Consider the following 15,778-nt stretch of genomic DNA (forward strand, 5'->3'; position numbering starts at 1 on the left):
TACTACGATCGTGACGGCAAGCGAGCTCGAAGACGACAGCCCGGGCCAGCCCGCCCCGCCGCGATCCCTGATCGTGACGGTGTACGGCCTCTACGCGCGCGAGGTCGGCGGCTGGATCAGCGTGAGCACCCTGATCCGGCTGCTCGCCGAGCTGGACGTCGACGCGCAGGCGGTCCGCTCGTCGATCTCCCGGCTCAAACGGCGCGAGATCCTGGTGTCCGAGCGCCGGGACGGCCGCGCGGGGTACGCGCTCTCGCCGTACGCCCGTTCCGTCCTGGAGACCGGTGACCGGCGCATCTTCGAACGGCACGCTGTCACCGACGACGGCTGGGTCATCGCCGTCTTCTCTGTACCGGAGAGCGAGCGCCAGCACCGGCACCAACTCCGGTCCCGGCTGGCCTGGTTGGGCTTCGGCACGGTCTCGTCCGGGGTCTGGATCGCCCCGGCCCACGCCCTCGACGACACCCGCGACCATCTGCTTCAGCACGGCCTTGAGCAGTACGTCGATCTCTTCCGCGCCGACTATGTGGCCTTCGGTGACCCGGCCCAACTGGTGGGCCGCTGGTGGGACTTGGCCGCGCTCCAGAAGCTGTACGACGACTTCGTCGCCGAGTTCACGCCGATGGCCGCGCGATGGACCGGGACCGGCGCCGGGGGGTCGGAGCAGGAGGCGTTCGTCGACTACGTCCATGTCCTGACCGCCTGGCGCCGGTTGCCCTATCTCGACCCGGGCCTGCCCGCCGCCCTCCTCCCGGCCACCTGGTCCGGCACGACGGCGGCGGACCTCTTCTCCGCGCTCCGCGCCAGGCTGGCGGACCCGGCGCACGAGTTCGCCCGGAGTCTGCTGGACGACCCCGCGTGAGCGGGCGGGGTCACTTCCCGAACGCCTGGCGGAACTTGGCGATGGTCTCGGGCGAGGCCCCGTTCGCGCCGCACGGCGGGACGACGCCGTCCTTGGCGCCCACGATGTAGTGCTCGCCCTCGGAGAACGTCAGCGTCTCCGGCACCTTGGTGTCGGAGACGAGCACGACCGTCTTCGCGCCGCCGCCCTTGAACCACTCGTCGGCATGGAACGTGACCGTCGCGTCCTTGACGGACGTGACCGTGCCTGCGAAGAGGATCGGGTACGAGCCCAGTGTCTCGGGGCTCGGCTCCACGCACTTGGCGGAGCCGCCCTGCGCGGTGAGCCGTAGCGCGCCGGTCGGGGCCGAGGTGCTGGTGGCGGCCGAACGGCCGTTGCCGTCACCGCTGTTGGCCATGATTCCTCCCGCGACGCCGCCGCCGAGTACGAGCAGTGCGCCGGCCGCCGCGAGTCCGACGAGATGACGGCGTCCCCATCCCGCGGTGGTCGCGGCGACGGCTGCGGTCGCCGACTGAAGTGCGGTGTCGGTGTTCAAGGTGGCCTCCACAAGGCGGTCGATGTCGGGTGGCGGAGCAAGGCGGGTCCGTGCCGGGTCCGCGGACTTCAGCCGGGCCAGCAACTCGTCGTCATTCACTGACTGCTCCTTCCTTCGTCCCTTTTGTGTCCGGGCCGTCCGGCATCCTTTCGCTCCAGCTGTGCGGCGAGTCGTGCCTTCGCCCGGTGGAGCCGGATACTCACCGCGTTCGCGGTCAGCCCGGTCGCCTCCGCGATCTGCCGGGGCGCCAGCCCCTCCCACGCCCACAGCCGCACCACCTCGCGGTCCAGTGCCCCGAGGGCGTCGAGCGCGGCATGCAGCTCGCTGTGATCGGCGTCGGCCGCCGGCGCGTCCTCCTGGGTCCGGATCAGCCGCTCCACCAGCCGGAGCCTGCGCCCGTCGGCCCGGCGCGCGTTCGCGAGACACCCGCGCGCCACGCCGTAGCACCACGGCAGTACGTCAGCGGGGTCCGGCAACGGGTCCGTGCCGAGCCCTGGCACATCGTCGATCCGGCGCCACAGCACGAGCATCGTCTCCGACAGGACGTCCTCGACCAGGTCGGCGCTCGTGCGGCGCAGCAGATACCGGTGCAGCGGTTCCACCACCAGGTGCGCCAGTCCTTCGAAGCGCGCCCGCCGCATCCGGCGCGCCTCCTGTTCCGTCATGGATTCCACACCCCGTACTGTCCGGCAGCGGCCGGTTCCTTTCAGCGTCCGGCGCGGGCACGGCGGTTGGTCGCACACACGATCCACGCCGAGATCTTGTTTCAAGCTACATCTAAGTACATAATGGCGTTATGCATAAGCGGGTTATGGAACCGGCGCTCCCCGAGACCTCGCCGGAGGAGCTGATCATCGCCGTCGAGCGGATGGTCCGTTACGTCCGCCAGAGCGCCGTCACCGGAGGGCTGAGCATGGCCGCCTCCGCCGTGCTCGGGCGGCTCGGCCGTGAGGGCCCGTGCCGCCTGACCGACCTGGCCAGGGCCGAGGGCGCCTCCCAGCCGAACATGACGCAGCTCGTCACCCGGCTGGAGCGCGCTGACCTGGTGCGGCGCACCGCGGACAGCAGCGACGGCCGGGGCGTCCTCGTGGAGGCGACCGAAGCGGGCCTGGAGGTCTCCCGGCAGCGGCGCGCCGAACGCGCCCACGCCCTCGACCTGCTCATCGAGGAACTGAGCGAGCCGGAACAACAGGCGGTGCGCATCGCCCTCCCGGCCCTCGCCCGTGCGATCCAGGACCACCACGACCGGGCCTGACGTCGCCGCATCCCCCTTCAACTCCTTGGAGGACCAGCACACATGAGCGTACGAAACGGATCTGCGGCCGGCCCGTTCCGGCAGCCCAAGGCTGTCTGGGCCGTCGCGTTCGCCTGCGTCATCTCGTTCATGGGCATCGGGCTCGTCGACCCGATCCTGCCCGCCCTGGCCAAGAGCCTGCGCGCCACACCGAGCCAGGTCTCCCTGCTGTTCAGCAGCTATCTGATCGTGACGGCGGTCGCGATGCTGTTCGTCGGCTGGTTCTCCAGCCGCTTCGGCGCCAAGCGCACCCTCGTCACCGGTCTCGCGGTCATCGTGGTCTTCGCCGCCCTGGCCGGCACCTCCGGTTCCATCAACGGCATCGTCGGCTTCCGCGCCGGCTGGGGTCTCGGCAACGCCCTGTTCATCGCCACCTCCCTGGCCGTCATCGTCGCCTCGGCCAGCGGCGGGTTCGGCGGCGCGATCATCCTGTACGAGACGGCCCTCGGCCTCGGGATCGCCGTAGGGCCGCTGCTCGGCGGTGAGTTGGGCGGCATCAGCTGGCGCGGCCCGTTCTTCGGCGTCGCGGTCCTCATGGCCGTGGCGCTGATCGCCACGGTCCTGTTCGTGCCGGACCTGCCCAAGCCCGCGCGGGTCACGTCACCCCTCGCCCCGCTGAAGGCGCTGCGCCACCGCGGTCTGCTGACGATGGGCGTCATGGCGCTGCTCTACAACTGGGGCTTCTTCACGATGCTCGGCTACGCCCCCTACCCGATGGAGCTGGACGCCCACCGGCTCGGTCTCGTGTTCACCGGGTGGGGACTGCTCGTGGCCGCGTTCAGCGTGTTCTTCGCGCCGCGTCTGCAGGCCCGGTTCGGCACGGCGCCCGTCCTCTACGTCAATCTGGTCGGCCTCGCCATCGTGATGGCGGTGATAGCGGCGGGCGTCGCCACGCCGACCGTGGTCATCGTGGCGGTCATCGTCAGCGGCGCGTTCATCGGCATCAACAACACCCTGACCACGCAGGCCGTCATGCTGGTCTCGCCGGTGGAGCGCCCGGTCGCCTCCTCCGCGTACGGCTTCCTGCGCTTCATCGGCGGCGGACTGGCCCCGTACGTGGCGGGCAAGCTCGCCGACGCCACCGACCTGAGCGTCCCCTTCTACCTGGGCGCGGCCACCTTCCTGCTCGCCGTCCCGGTGCTGGCCAGCGGTCACGGGCTGCTCCGGCAGGCCGAAGAGCGCGGCGGCGAGGGCGAGTCCGTCGGCCCGACACTCATCCCCGTGGGCCGCGCCGCCGAGGGCACCACGCCTGCGGTCATCGTCGCCGTAGCGGCGCACGAGCGGGCCGCCGCGATCGTCGACGCCGCGGCCCGGCTCGCCCGCGACACGCGCAGCCCGCTGGAGGTCGTGCACGTCCAACTGACCGCCGTGGTCGAGGAACAGGCCTCCGACACGGAGACCCACGACGAGGCCCGCGCAGCCGTCACCGCCCACCTCGACCGCCTCGCCGGACAGGGTGTCATCGCGACCGGCCAGATCCTCACCACCGTCGGCGACCACACCGCCGCAGGCCGCGTCCTGGCCCGGCACGCCACCGACACCGGCGCCCGCGCCATCGCCGTGGGCCGCTCACCGCACGGCCCACTCACCCAGTTCGCGGAAGGCAGCTTCACCACCGCCCTCACCCACGCGGCCACCTGCACGGTCGTCCTCGTCGCCCCCGACACCGCACCCCGCCCCCTGACCTCGGCGACCCTGCCGGCCCTGCGCGACGGCGCGGCCTGACCGGCACCGCACCCGGGCGACGACACGCGGCGGGCCCGACGACCCTCGGGCCCGCCGCACACGTATGCCGTCCGAAGAGCCCCCCGAGTCTGAGCGCAGCATGAGAATTTGTGTGAGCCCCGCAGACCTGGGCAGACGCGGCGAATATGAGCACCCTCCAGCGGAGCACGGCGGACGAAGTCACGGAGCAGAGCCCTGATGTACGGGCGGCGCCGCCGTTCGTGCCCGTGTCGGGAGCACGGGGCAGAGGTGGCGGGCGGGGCTTCTCGTCGGTGCTGCGCGGTGGCGGTCGGGTGACGGGACTCGACGGACTGCGGACGGTCGCCGTGGTGCTGGTGATCGTCTATCACGTGCGGCCGGAGCTGATCCCGGGCGGCTCGATCGGCGTGGACGTGTTCTTCACGATCAGCGGTTTCGTCATCACGCGGGTCCTGGTCGGCGAGTACGCCCGTACCGGTGGCATCGGACTGTGGTCGTTCTACAAGCGCCGGTGGCAGCGGCTGATGCCGGCCCTGCTGGTGATGTGCGCGGTGACCGCCCTGCTGTCCGTGTCGTTCGCGCTGCCGCTGTTCCGCGGGGCCTGGGTCGCGGCGGCGCTGGCCGCGGGGTCGGTGGTCAATCTCGTACGGGCCGGGAACTCCGGGACGTACTCGGATCTCACCGCGCCGCTCAGCCACACCTGGTCCCTGGGCGTGGAGGAGCAGTTCTACCTCGCCTGGCCGCTCCTGCTGCTCGTCCTGCTGCGGCACGCCACCGCCCGCGCCGTGCTGGCCTGGGTCGGGGTGCTGTGCGTCCTGCCGGTGCTCTGGCGGACGATGCTCTGGGATCCGACGGCCGCGCACCGGATCTACAACGGCCCCGACACCCGCGCCGACCAGCTCCTCGTGGGCGCCCTGCTGGCCCTCGTCCTGGCCCGGCTCCGCGCCGACGACCCCCGCCTCGCGACGCTGCGCCGCTGGGCGGGACGCCTCTGCTGGCCCGCGCTCGCGCTGCTGGGGCTGATCGCCTGGCAGATCCCGATCACCGAGGTGAGCGCGTGGAACCCCGTCTGGTACACGGTCGGTTTCCTCGTCGCCGCCCTGCTGACGGCCTGCGTCGTCGCCGCCCTGGAACTGTGCCCCCGGTCCTGGCCGACCCGCGTGCTGTCGCTCTCCGTGCCGGTCTGGATCGGACGCAACCTCAGCTACGGGATGTACCTGTGGCACTACCCCGTCATCCGTCTGCTGCACGACCTCGGTGTGGTCGGCGACGCCCTGCTCCCCGCAGGTCTCGCGGCCACGTTCGTAGCGGCCCTCGCCTCGTACGCCCTCGTCGAACGGCCTCTGCTACGGCGCGGCCGGCCCTCCCGCGCCGTGAAGGCGGACCTCGCCGCGGCGGCCGTCCGTCCTACGCCGGGTCCGCCGCCGCAGTGCTCGGTGCCTCCGTCCCCGTATTGCCGAATCTGATCCCCTTGGCCTCCTTGCCGACCGCACTCAGCACAATCACCAGCGCCAGTGCGGGAGTCACGGTCCACGCCATCGCCACCGGATAGCCGTGGTGCTCGGCGATGGCTTCCTGGATCGGGAGGTTGAGGGCGGCGATCAGGTTGCCGAGCTGGTAGGTGACGCCGGGATAGAAGCCGCGGATCGTGTCGGGGCTCATCTCGGTCAGGTGCGCGGGGATGACACCCCACGCGCCCTGCACGCACAGCTGCATCAGGAAGGACGAGAGCATCAGCCAGCCCACGGCGGTGGACAGCACGAAGAACGGAACGACGACCAGGCCCGCCGCCGCCGCGATCATGATCGTCCGGCGGCGTCCCAGCCGTTCGGAGTACGCCCCGAGGACCATGCCGCCGATGATGGCGCCGATGTTGTAGACCACGGCGATCGCGATCGCGGTGTCCGGGGACAGGCCGAGGCCCTTCTTCACGAAGGTCGGGTAGATGTCCTGGGTGCCGTGCGACATCCAGTTGAAGGCGGTCATCAGCGCCACCAGGTACACGAACCGCCGCAGGACGGCCGGGTTCTTGAACACCTGGTAGGCCGGGGTGCGGTTGAGTTTGACGCTCTTCTCCCACACCTCGCTCTCCTCCACCCGGGAGCGCACCCACAGCGAGACCAGGGCGGGCACCAGGCTGAAGGCGAACAACCCCCGCCAGCCGAAGGCCGGTTCGATGACGAAGAACGCCACGGCGGCCAGCAGATAGCCCAGCGAGTAACCGCTCTGCAGCAGGCCCGACCAGAAGCCGCGCCGGTCGGCCGGGATCTTCTCCATGGCGAGCGCCGCGCCGAGACCCCACTCGCCGCCCATGCCGATGCCGTACAGCAGGCGCAGGACCAGCAGCACGGTGTAGTTCGGGGCGAAGGCGCAGGCGAAGCCGATGACCGAGTAGAAGGCCACGTCGACCATGAGCGGGGTGCGGCGGCCCTTGCGGTCGGCCCACAGGCCGAAGAGGAGGGCGCCGACCGGCCGCATCACCAGGGTGGCGGTGGTGAGGAACGCCATGTCGGTGAGGGAGACGTGGAAGTCGTCGGCGATCTCGCTGTAGACGAGGACGACGAGGAAGTAGTCGAAGGCGTCCATCGCCCAGCCCAAGTAGGCGGCGACGAAGGCGTTGCGCTGATCCCTGGTGAGTCCCGCTGCCTGCTCCCGGACGGTGTTCAGCATCCCGGCCCTCCCTCGGTCCGCAGGTCACGCTAGGTGCGCACGGTGGGGCGGGCAACGCAAGGACAGGCAAAACACCCGCCACAATCAGCCAAAGGAACACCCTGTTCACAGGCCCCACGCCAAGTCCTCACAGGCGGGGGCGTGCTGGCAGGGTTAGACCTGATGCGCCCGCCAAAGGCGAGCGCATCAAGGCATCAGGCGGACAAGGTCAGTTGCCGCGCCGCTCGGCCACGAAGCTGTGGTCGCCCGCGCCGAGTCCCGACACGGTGACCGCTCCGTCCACCACGCTCACGTCACGGCTCGACGCCCGCCGCCCGTCCCACAGCGTCCGCCGGCCGGCACTCACACGCAGACCGCGCGCGTCACCGGGAAGCACGACCGAGCCCTCGGTGTTCCGGGGCACCTTGACGGTGAGCCGGAAGACACGGGCACTGTTCTCCCACTCGACGCCCAAGGGGCCGTGCGGGGTGGGGAGTTGGCCGGTAGCCCAGTCGACGCCGGCGGGCTGCGGGCGTACCTCCCAGGTGGCGAATCCGGGTGAGGTCGGGCGGGCGCCCAGCAGGTTGTTGGTCAGGGCCGGCAGCACACCGGTGGACCAGCCGTGGGCCATGCTCGTGTAGGCGTCCTCGTACAGGGACCCGTTGGGGCCGATGCCCTCCCAGTGGGTGATGCCGGGGTCGTTCTTGTCCATCCAGCCGTACATGCGGCGGATCTGGTCGAGCGCCGACTCGCCCTGGCCGCTCAGGAAGCGGGCCTCGATCTCCGGGTAGGAGGTGAAGGCGTAGACCCGCTGGGAGGCCTGGTCGAAGAGGGTGTCGTTGTCCATGAAGGCGTTGCCGTACGGCCGTTTCGTCGTCGCGTCGAGATGCGCGAGCGCGGAGGCGGCGCGGGCCGTGTCGGCGATGCCGGTGACGACGGCGAGGGAGTTGCCGTCCTGCGCGTGCCGTACCGCGCCCGTCCCCGAGTCGAGGTAGGCGCCCGCATCCGCGTCCCACAGAAGGGAGTTGACGGCCTGCGCGACCTTGTCGGCCCGGGTGCTCCAGCGTGCGGCGTCGGCCCTCTGTCCGAGCAGGCGGGCCAACTGGGCGGCGTTCTGCAGGGCTTGTACGTAGAGCGCGTTGTAGTAGGTGACGCGGCCGGTGCGGCCCAGGAAGGCGTAGTCGCCGTAGTTGTCGGTGCCGTTGAGGCCCTTGCTCAGCAGACCGGCGTCGTCCGTGACGCTCGGGTACCAGGTGTCCAGCACCTTCAGCAGGTTGGGGTAGTAGCGGGTCGCGTACTGCCGGTCCCCGGTGTAGAGGACGTAGTCCCAGCTGCACGTGACCCAGTACAGCGGATAGTCGAAGAGCGGCAGGGTGTAGTTGCCGATGGAGGCCGGCGGGATCCAGCCGTCGGCGCGCTGGTGGTCGGCGAGGTCGGCCAGGACGTTGCGGGACGCGGCCGCCGCGTCGTCGTGGGTGAGGTAGAGGGTGCGCGCGGAGACGGCGAGGTCGCCGACGTACGGGTCGCGGTCGCGCTTGGCGCCGTCCTGGAGGACCAACTTCCCTTCCAGCGTGGCGCTCCACGCGTTGCGGGGGTCGACGTCGTCCTGGCGGAAGGTGTCGGTGACGAGTTCGTTGGTGTACGCGGCGCCGTACCAGTAACGATTCAACTCGTCGTCGGAGCAAAAGAACCAGCCGCGGTAGGTGCTCGGTGTGCCGACGTACGCGGTGAACTGGAGTGCCACGGAGTCGATTTCGACCGTGCCCCAGGGCTGGGCGGCGGGGCTGTCCGCGGCGAGCGCGTCGAGGCTGATCTTGAGGTAGCGGAATCCGTGCAGGCCGTCCGCGAAGACCTTGTCGCCGGCCTGGAAGCCTTTGTGGTCGGTCCAGTTGGCGCCCTTGGCGGGCACGGCGAACTGGTCCGTGCCCTGTCCCGCGCCGCCCGCCTGGTCGGAGCGGGTGAAGTCCGAGCGGTCGGTGAGGAATTGGCGGGTCTCCGAGAACGCGACGCGTACACCTGGGGAGTTGGTGGAGGCCGAGGTGAACTTGATCTGCGGGTAGCCGACGACGACCTTGCCGAAGTCCACGGTGACGCTCGGCACGGGTATCGGCTCGACCGGCGCGGGCCAGACCTCGTTGATCCGGGTGAAGTTGCCGCGCGAGGTGTCCTGCGCGTGCGTCACCGTGATGCGGACGCGGTCGGTGCTGACCTTCGCCGTGAACGGGACGGCCTTTTGCACCGCGTCGTTGCCGGTGACCGTGGCGGCGGTGTGCCAGTCCCCGTCGGTCCACACGTCGACGGTGTAGTCGGTCGGGACGCCGTCGCTGTTGGAGATCACCGTGATGCCCTGCAGGTCCGTGACCTGCGGTGCCGTGATGGTGAGGACGTCGGGGAAGACGCCGAGCGTGTCGTCGTTCCAGAAGGTGTCCGGGTTGCCGTCGATCGCGTTGGAGGCGTCGTAGGTGCGCGGCTGCCCGTCGTTGCCGTTGTTGCCCGCGTGCGCCGACGAGGCCTCGGCCGTGGTGCCGGCGGGCCAGGCCGGAGCCGCAGCGGGCTGCGGGCGCCGCAGGACGGATCTCGCCCCGCCCGGCTTCAGCAGCCCGTCCGCGTTCTTCACGTCCCCGGTCGTCGTGACGATCCGCACCGGGCGGACCGTGCGCGAGGACGGCCCCTGCACGTACCGGTGCCAACCCCCGGAGCGGCGCGGCGCGTTGCCGGTGGCGGAAGCGGAGTCTCCTGCCGCGGGGAGCGCCGCCGCCGAGGGGAGTCCGGTGGAGAGGGACACCGCCGTGAGTCCCGCGGTGCCCGCGGCGGCCAGGGCCACGCGACGGGAGATGCCCTTGTCCGGTGTGTTGTTCGACGCCATGCTGTCCCCTTGAGCGGCAGTGGATTGAATCGTTTCACTCGGCAGCTGCGTGGTGACGCTATCTCGAACACCGGATGCCCGTACAGCGTTGGGACAGAAGTAGTTCCCGATGCGTTCCGTCCGGAATGAGGGGTCCCGCGACGGGTGGACGGCCCCACGGGAAGCTGATGGATCGCCGACAGGATCTTCGTACGCGGACGGCACGTTGACGCCGTGCCCTCCTCCCTCCCTCTCCCCCGCCGGGGCGTTGCCGGTCCTTTGCTGACCCTCGTCGCGTCGGGCGTGACCCTCCTGCCGGCCCCACTGTCTGACCGAGCGCGGGGTCAAGAACGACGGCTGACCGGCACGGGAAGAACGCGGGCGCGGGTCCGCGTGCGATCGGGACCGTACGACTTTGGTTGTTCGTGGGCGCGACGAACGGATGCTGTGCGTGTCGCCGATGGTGTCTACCGTTGGCGCGTGGACGTGAAGATGATGGCCCTCGATGCCCGGAACCGCCTGGCCACGATACGCATGTGGTCCCGGCGGCAGCTGGCGGGCGAGGCGACGCTGGCCGTCGTCCTGGCTCTGTGCATGGCCATGACCCAGTGGAGCAAGGGCCCGCTGCAGATGGTCGCCACGGGGCTCGCCGCCGCGGTGATCTCCCTGCTGCGGCGTGTCTTCCCCGTCGCCGCCCTGCTCGCCACCGGCGCGGTCTCCGGTGTGCTCGGGGGGTTCGGCCTGGTGCTGATCGTGGTCAGCTGGTCGGCGGGCGCGCGGATCGAGACGACACGACGTGCCCTCGGGTGGTTCGCGGCCACCTACCTCCTCTACGTCGGGCTGTCCGTCCCCAACCCGACACAGCCGCTGTCCGCCGTGCAGACGCTGGTGTTCATCACGCTCTCGTTCCTGGTGACGGCGGTCGTGCCCGCCCTCGCCAGCCGCAACCGCGCCCAACGCCGCACGCTGATCAGCGCGTTGCACGAACACAACGCCCAACTGCTGCGCGAACGCGAGATCATCGCCTCCCACGCGCGCCTGCGGGAGCGCCAGCGCATAGCGCAGGACATGCACGACAGCCTCGGCCACCAACTCGCCCTCATCGCCGTCCACACCGGCGCGCTGGAGGTCGACCGTGACCTCACGGGCGGCCAGCGCGAGGTGGTGGGCGTGCTGCGGGAGGCGTCGGTGTCCGCGATGCACGAACTGCGCGAGGCGGTCGGCATCCTGCGCGACGGCACGCCCGATCAACAGCGGGACCACGAGGGCGAGTTGCAGCCCCAGTCCCGGGGCGTGGCAGGCATCGACGGGCTGGTGGAGGCGTCCCGGGGCGCGCGGACGGTCGTGGCGCTGCGGCGTACGGGGCGGCCACGGCCGCTGGCTCCGGCCGCCGACCACGCCGCGTTCCGGATCGTCCAGGAGGCGCTGACCAACGCCCTCAAGCACGCGCAGGGAGCGTCGATTGCCGTCGAACTGCGCTATGAGCCCGACTCGTTGGTCGTCGAGGTCGCCAACGGGCCGGTACCTGTGCTGACTTCAGCGGTACGACGGCCCGTGGTGAGCGGCGGGCAGGGGCTGACGGGGCTGCAGGAACGGGCCCGGCTGGTCGGCGGCATGGTGCACGCGGGTCCCGCGACGGATGGCGGGTTCCGTGTCGCGGGCGTGCTGCCGTACGCCTCCCGGTCGCCGCGCGCGGCGCAGAGCGGCCCATGGCCCGCGAGCCCGGAGCCGGAGGAAGCGACCTTCGTCGATGCGGCGAGCGACTTCCGGGGGCAGAGCGAGGGGGCGGTGCCGGGCGATGGTGATGCGGACATCGACTGGTCCGGCGCGCCGGACAGGCAGAAGGAGTTCGACATCGCCATGGGACGCAAGAAGAAGGGTTTCATGATCGGCTGCGGCAGCGCCGTGCTGGCCTTCGTGGTGCTCGGGGTGCTCGCCGTCGTACTGATCGTCAACCTCGTGGGCAAGGAGGGCGACAAGATCATGCTCGATCCGAAGGTCTACGAGTCGGTGAAGGTCGGGGACTCCGAGACGGCCGTACGGGACAAACTGCCGCACGGGAAGTCGTTCCTGGGCCCGGCCCTGAAGGACGCGGCGCCGGCCGAACCGCGAGGGGCGAGCTGCTCGTCGTATCTCTCCACGAAGAACTGGCCGACCAAGGGAGGGGACATGCCTGCCTTCCGCTTCTGTTTCAAGGACGGCAGACTGATCGAGAAGCGGGCCTTCGCGACCAAGTCGTAGTCTTGGGCCGCCCGCCGCCCCCGTCGCACGCCCCGCAGGAGAGTTGTGATCAGAGTCCTCGTCGCGGATGACGAACCCCTCATCCGGGCGGGCATCAGGATGATCCTCACCTCCGCCGCCGACATCGATGTCGTGGCGGAGGCGGCCAACGGCCGTGAGGCGGTCGACCTGGTCCGTGCCCACGCGGTCGACGTGGCGCTGCTCGACATCCAGATGCCCGTGCTGGACGGGCTGTCCGCGCTGACGGAACTGCGGCGGGTGGCACCGGCCGTACGGCCGCTGATCCTGACGACGTTCGGCGAGCGGGAGAACGTCCTGCGGGCGCTGAGCCAGGGCGGCGCCGGGTTCCTGCTGAAGGACTCGGCGCCGGCCGAGCTGATCCAGGCGGTGCGAGCGGCGGCGGCCGGGGACGCGTATCTGTCACCTGCCGCCACGCGCCATGTCGTCGACCAGCTCGCCTCGGGCCAGGCCGCGGCGCGCGGCGAGGAGGCGCGCCGCCGGCTGGAGTCGCTCAGCACCCGGGAACTCGAGGTGCTCGCCCTGCTCGGTGAGGGCCTGTCGAACGCCGACGCGGGCGAGCGGATCCATGTCAGCGAGGCGACGGTGAAGACGTACGTCAGCCGGATCCTGACGAAGCTGCGGTGCGAGAACCGGGTACAGGCCGCACTGCTGGCACGGGACGCGGGGCTGGAACCTCGCTGACCCACCGGGTTCTCCGACCACCCTTACCCCCTCTACGACCTCAGGCCGATGTGGCTCAAGGGGTGGGCGGGCTTCAATGGCCCACGTGTCCCACGCAGTCGAATGCCCGCGGTGCCATCACACCGTAGACACCGGCGATTCCGACGAGGTACGCCCGGTCGGTCCCGGCGTGGTGCCCTGGTTGACCAACTGCCCGAACAGGTAAGGAAGATGTCCGAACTGCAGCTGCTCCGCGCGGAGCACGCCCCGGCGGTGCTGGCCTTCGAGTCCGCGAACCGCGCCTACTTCGCCACCACGATCTCCGACCGCGGCGACGCCTACTTCGAGGAGTTCACCGCGAGGTTCGACGCGCTGCTCGCCGAGCAGGAGGCCGGTGTCTGCGCCTTCTACGTGCTCGTCGCCGAGGACGGTTCGGTGCTCGGCAGATTCAACCTGTACGACATCGGCGAGGAGCACACGGCGGATCTCGGCTACCGGGTGGCGCAGCGCGTGGCCGGTCAGGGCCTGGCGACCTCAACGGTCAAGGAGCTGTGCCGACTTGCGGCCACGCGACACGCCCTGCGCACGCTCAGAGCGGCCACTTCCCACGACAACATCGCGTCCCAGAAGGTGCTGGCCAAGTCCGGCTTCACGCCGGTCGGCCCCGCCGATCCGTCCGACATCGGCGGTAAACAGGGCACGTGGTACCAGCGCGACGTGTAGGCCGGGATCGGTCGCCCCTGCCGCCAAGTCACGGATGCCGAGCCCGAATTGACGGGCTCGGCGATGTGCTGAGGGCACGGGGGCGACTCCACCCGTGCCCTGACGATCCGTGGGGCCGCTCTGTGGGTCAGCCCGCGGCGAGGAGTTCGAGCGTGTCGATCACCCGGTTGGAGAAGCCCCACTCGTTGTCGTACCAGGCGACGACCTTGATGTGGCGGCCGTCGACGCGGGTGAGGGCGGAGTCGAAGATCGACGAGGCCGGGTTGCCGGTGATGTCGGAGGAGACCAGCGGGTCGTCGGAGTACTCGAGGACGCCCGCGAGGGGGCCCTCGGCCGCGGTGCGGTAGGCCGCGAGCACGTCCTCGCGGGTCACGTCGCGGGCGACGGTGGTGTTGAGCTCGACGATCGAGCCCACCGGTACGGGCACGCGGATCGAGTCGCCCGACAGCTTGCCGTCGAGGTTCGGCAGCACATGGCCGATCGCCTTGGCGGCGCCCGTCGTGGTCGGCACGATGTTCACTGCGGCGGCACGCGCACGGCGGGGGTCGCGGTGCGGGCCGTCCTGGAGGTTCTGCTCCTGGGTGTACGCGTGCACGGTGGTCATGAACCCGTGCTCGATACCGGCGAGTTCGTCGAGCACCGCGGCGAGGGGTGCCAGCGCGTTGGTGGTGCAGGAGGCGTTCGAGACGATGGTGTGCGTGGCCGGGTCGTAGGCGTCGGTGTTCACCCCGTACGCGAGCGTGACGTCGGCGCCGTCGGAGGGCGCGCTGACGAGGACCTTGCGCGCGCCCGCGTCGAGGTGGGCGCGGGCCGCCTTGGCGGAGGTGAAGCGGCCGGTGGCCTCCAGGACGAGGTCCACCTCGAGCTCGGCCCACGGCAGGTCCGCCGGCTCGCGCTCGGCGAGGACCTTGATGCGGCGGCCGTCGACGACGAGGGTGTCCCCGTCGACGGTCACCGGGCGGCCGAGCCGGCCGGACGTCGTGTCGAAGGCGAGCAGCCGGGCCAGCGTCGCGGGCTCCGTCAGGTCGTTGACGGCGACGACCTCCAGGGTACTGTCGCGCTCGAGCAGGGCGCGCAGCACGTTGCGTCCGATGCGGCCGAATCCGTTGATGGCAATGCGAGTCATGAGTGATGTCCCTTCGGTATGCCACCAGGTTCGCGCGCGGCGTCCGGGCCGGACAGTGGCGTGATCGCCATGGTTCAAAAGGATCCCGCCACACCGTGGGACGGGGCGCGGCTACTCCCCCTGGGCGAAGGTCCGCCGGTACTCGCTCGGCGTCGTCCCGAGGAGCCGATGGAAGTGCAGGCGCAGGTTCGCGCCGGTGCCGAGGCCGACGTCGGCGGCGATCTGCTCGACGCTGCGCTCGGAGCGTTCGAGCAGTTCGCGGGCCATGTCGATGCGGGCGCGCATGACCCACTGCATCGGGGTGTAGCCGGTCTCGTCGACGAAGCGGCGCGAGAAGGTGCGCGGTGAGACGGCGGCCTGCCGGGCCAGTGTCTCCAGGGTGAGGGGGTCACCGAGCCGGTGCAGCGCCCACTCGCGGGTGGCGGCGAACCGTTCACCGAGCGGCTCGGGCACGCTGCGCGGCACGTACTGGGCCTGACCGCCGCTGCGGTAGGGGGCCGCGACCAGGCGCCGGGCGGCGTGGTTGGAGGCGGCCACTCCGAGGTCGCCGCGGAGGATGTGGAGGCACAGGTCGATGCCGGAGGCGGCGCCGGCCGAGGTGAGCACGCTGCCCTCGTCGACGAACAGGACGTTCTCGTCGACCCGGACGAGCGGGTACTTCGTGGCGAGCGCTCGCGTGTAGTGCCAGTGCGTCGTGGCGCGCTTGCCGTCGAGCAGCCCGGTGGCGGCGAGCGCGAAGGCGCCGGTCGAGATCGCGGCGAGCCGCGCGCCCCGCTCGTGCGCGGCGATCAGCGCGTCGAGCACGGCCTGCGGCGGGTCCTCCCGGTCCGGGAACCGGTAGCCCGGCAGGAACACGATGTCGGCCCAGGTCAGCGCGTCGAGCCCGTCGGCGACGTGGTACGACAGCCCGTCCCCGCCCGTCACCAGTCCCGGGGCCGCACCGCACAGCCGCACCTCGTACGGCATGCTCGCCCGCGTCGTGAAGACCTGCGCGGGGATGCCGACGTCGAGCGGCTTGGCGCCTTCGAGGACGAGGACGGCGACGCGACGCAGACGGGCGGTGGACACGGGAACAGCCTACGCAGGACGTCCGGGGTGCCGTACCGCCCCGCCGCAGG

General features: G+C 70.9%; 13 protein-coding genes. 7 read left to right on the plus strand and 6 right to left on the minus strand.

All coding sequences use genetic code 11. From position 1 onward, the window contains the following. Positions 1-10: 10 nt before the first annotated feature. Positions 11-862, plus strand: a complete 852-nt coding sequence (locus tag OHT77_RS02545; RefSeq protein WP_328826271.1) for a PaaX family transcriptional regulator — start codon at positions 11-13, stop codon at positions 860-862. Between the two features lie 10 nt (positions 863-872). On the opposite strand, the gene OHT77_RS02550 is transcribed toward OHT77_RS02545, so the two are convergent. Beyond that, positions 873-1,496, minus strand: a complete 624-nt coding sequence (locus OHT77_RS02550) for a hypothetical protein (protein WP_328826272.1) — start codon at positions 1,494-1,496, stop codon at positions 873-875. After that, a complete protein-coding gene (locus tag OHT77_RS02555) occupies positions 1,493-2,062 on the minus strand; it encodes an RNA polymerase sigma factor (protein ID WP_328826274.1) in 570 nt (189 codons plus the stop codon). Before OHT77_RS02555 ends, OHT77_RS02550 begins: the two co-directional genes overlap by 4 nt. Positions 2,063-2,193: 131 nt before the next feature. Between OHT77_RS02555 and OHT77_RS02560 the strand changes: the two genes are divergently transcribed. From OHT77_RS02560 to OHT77_RS02570, 3 genes are all read left to right on the plus strand, one after another. Then, a complete protein-coding gene (locus OHT77_RS02560) occupies positions 2,194-2,652 on the plus strand; it encodes a MarR family winged helix-turn-helix transcriptional regulator (protein ID WP_328826275.1) in 459 nt (152 codons plus the stop codon). A gap of 42 nt (positions 2,653-2,694) precedes the next feature. Beyond that, positions 2,695-4,416: an MFS transporter gene (locus OHT77_RS02565; protein ID WP_328826276.1), complete on the plus strand. Its 1,722-nt coding sequence runs from the start codon at positions 2,695-2,697 to the stop codon at positions 4,414-4,416. Between the two features lie 146 nt (positions 4,417-4,562). Further along, entirely contained in the window at positions 4,563-5,861 is a 1,299-nt protein-coding gene (locus OHT77_RS02570) for an acyltransferase family protein (protein WP_328826277.1), read from the plus strand. Here the strand turns inward: OHT77_RS02570 and OHT77_RS02575 are convergent. Further along, complete coding sequence (locus OHT77_RS02575; protein ID WP_266778931.1) at positions 5,803-7,065, minus strand: MFS transporter; 1,263 nt, start codon at positions 7,063-7,065, stop codon at positions 5,803-5,805. The genes OHT77_RS02570 and OHT77_RS02575 overlap by 59 nt on opposite strands. 208 nt (positions 7,066-7,273) lie before the next feature. Continuing rightward, a complete protein-coding gene (locus OHT77_RS02580) occupies positions 7,274-9,910 on the minus strand; it encodes an alpha-L-rhamnosidase-related protein (protein ID WP_328826278.1) in 2,637 nt (878 codons plus the stop codon). Between the two features lie 459 nt (positions 9,911-10,369). On the opposite strand from OHT77_RS02580, the gene OHT77_RS02585 reads away from it, so the two are divergent. From OHT77_RS02585 to OHT77_RS02595, 3 genes are all read left to right on the plus strand, one after another. After that, the gene (locus OHT77_RS02585) at positions 10,370-12,130 is read left to right on the plus strand and encodes a sensor histidine kinase (RefSeq protein ID WP_328826279.1); all 1,761 of its coding nucleotides are present in this window, start codon (positions 10,370-10,372) and stop codon (positions 12,128-12,130) included. 45 nt (positions 12,131-12,175) lie between these two features. After that, the gene (locus OHT77_RS02590) at positions 12,176-12,832 is read left to right on the plus strand and encodes a response regulator transcription factor (RefSeq protein WP_328826280.1); all 657 of its coding nucleotides are present in this window, start codon (positions 12,176-12,178) and stop codon (positions 12,830-12,832) included. A gap of 210 nt (positions 12,833-13,042) precedes the next feature. After that, the gene (locus OHT77_RS02595) at positions 13,043-13,534 is read left to right on the plus strand and encodes a GNAT family N-acetyltransferase (RefSeq protein WP_328826281.1); all 492 of its coding nucleotides are present in this window, start codon (positions 13,043-13,045) and stop codon (positions 13,532-13,534) included. A 127-nt stretch (positions 13,535-13,661) separates the two neighbouring features. Here the strand turns inward: OHT77_RS02595 and gap are convergent, their stop codons facing one another. Both gap and OHT77_RS02605 read right to left on the minus strand, forming a co-directional pair. Next, complete coding sequence (gene gap / locus OHT77_RS02600; RefSeq protein WP_328826282.1) at positions 13,662-14,660, minus strand: type I glyceraldehyde-3-phosphate dehydrogenase; 999 nt, start codon at positions 14,658-14,660, stop codon at positions 13,662-13,664. 111 nt (positions 14,661-14,771) lie between these two features. Further along, a complete protein-coding gene (locus OHT77_RS02605) occupies positions 14,772-15,728 on the minus strand; it encodes a GlxA family transcriptional regulator (protein WP_328826283.1) in 957 nt (318 codons plus the stop codon). Between the last annotated feature and the right edge of the window lie 50 nt (positions 15,729-15,778).

Origin of the sequence: Streptomyces sp. NBC_00252 (genome assembly GCF_036187565.1) — a bacterium.
Taxonomy (GTDB): domain Bacteria; phylum Actinomycetota; class Actinomycetes; order Streptomycetales; family Streptomycetaceae; genus Streptomyces.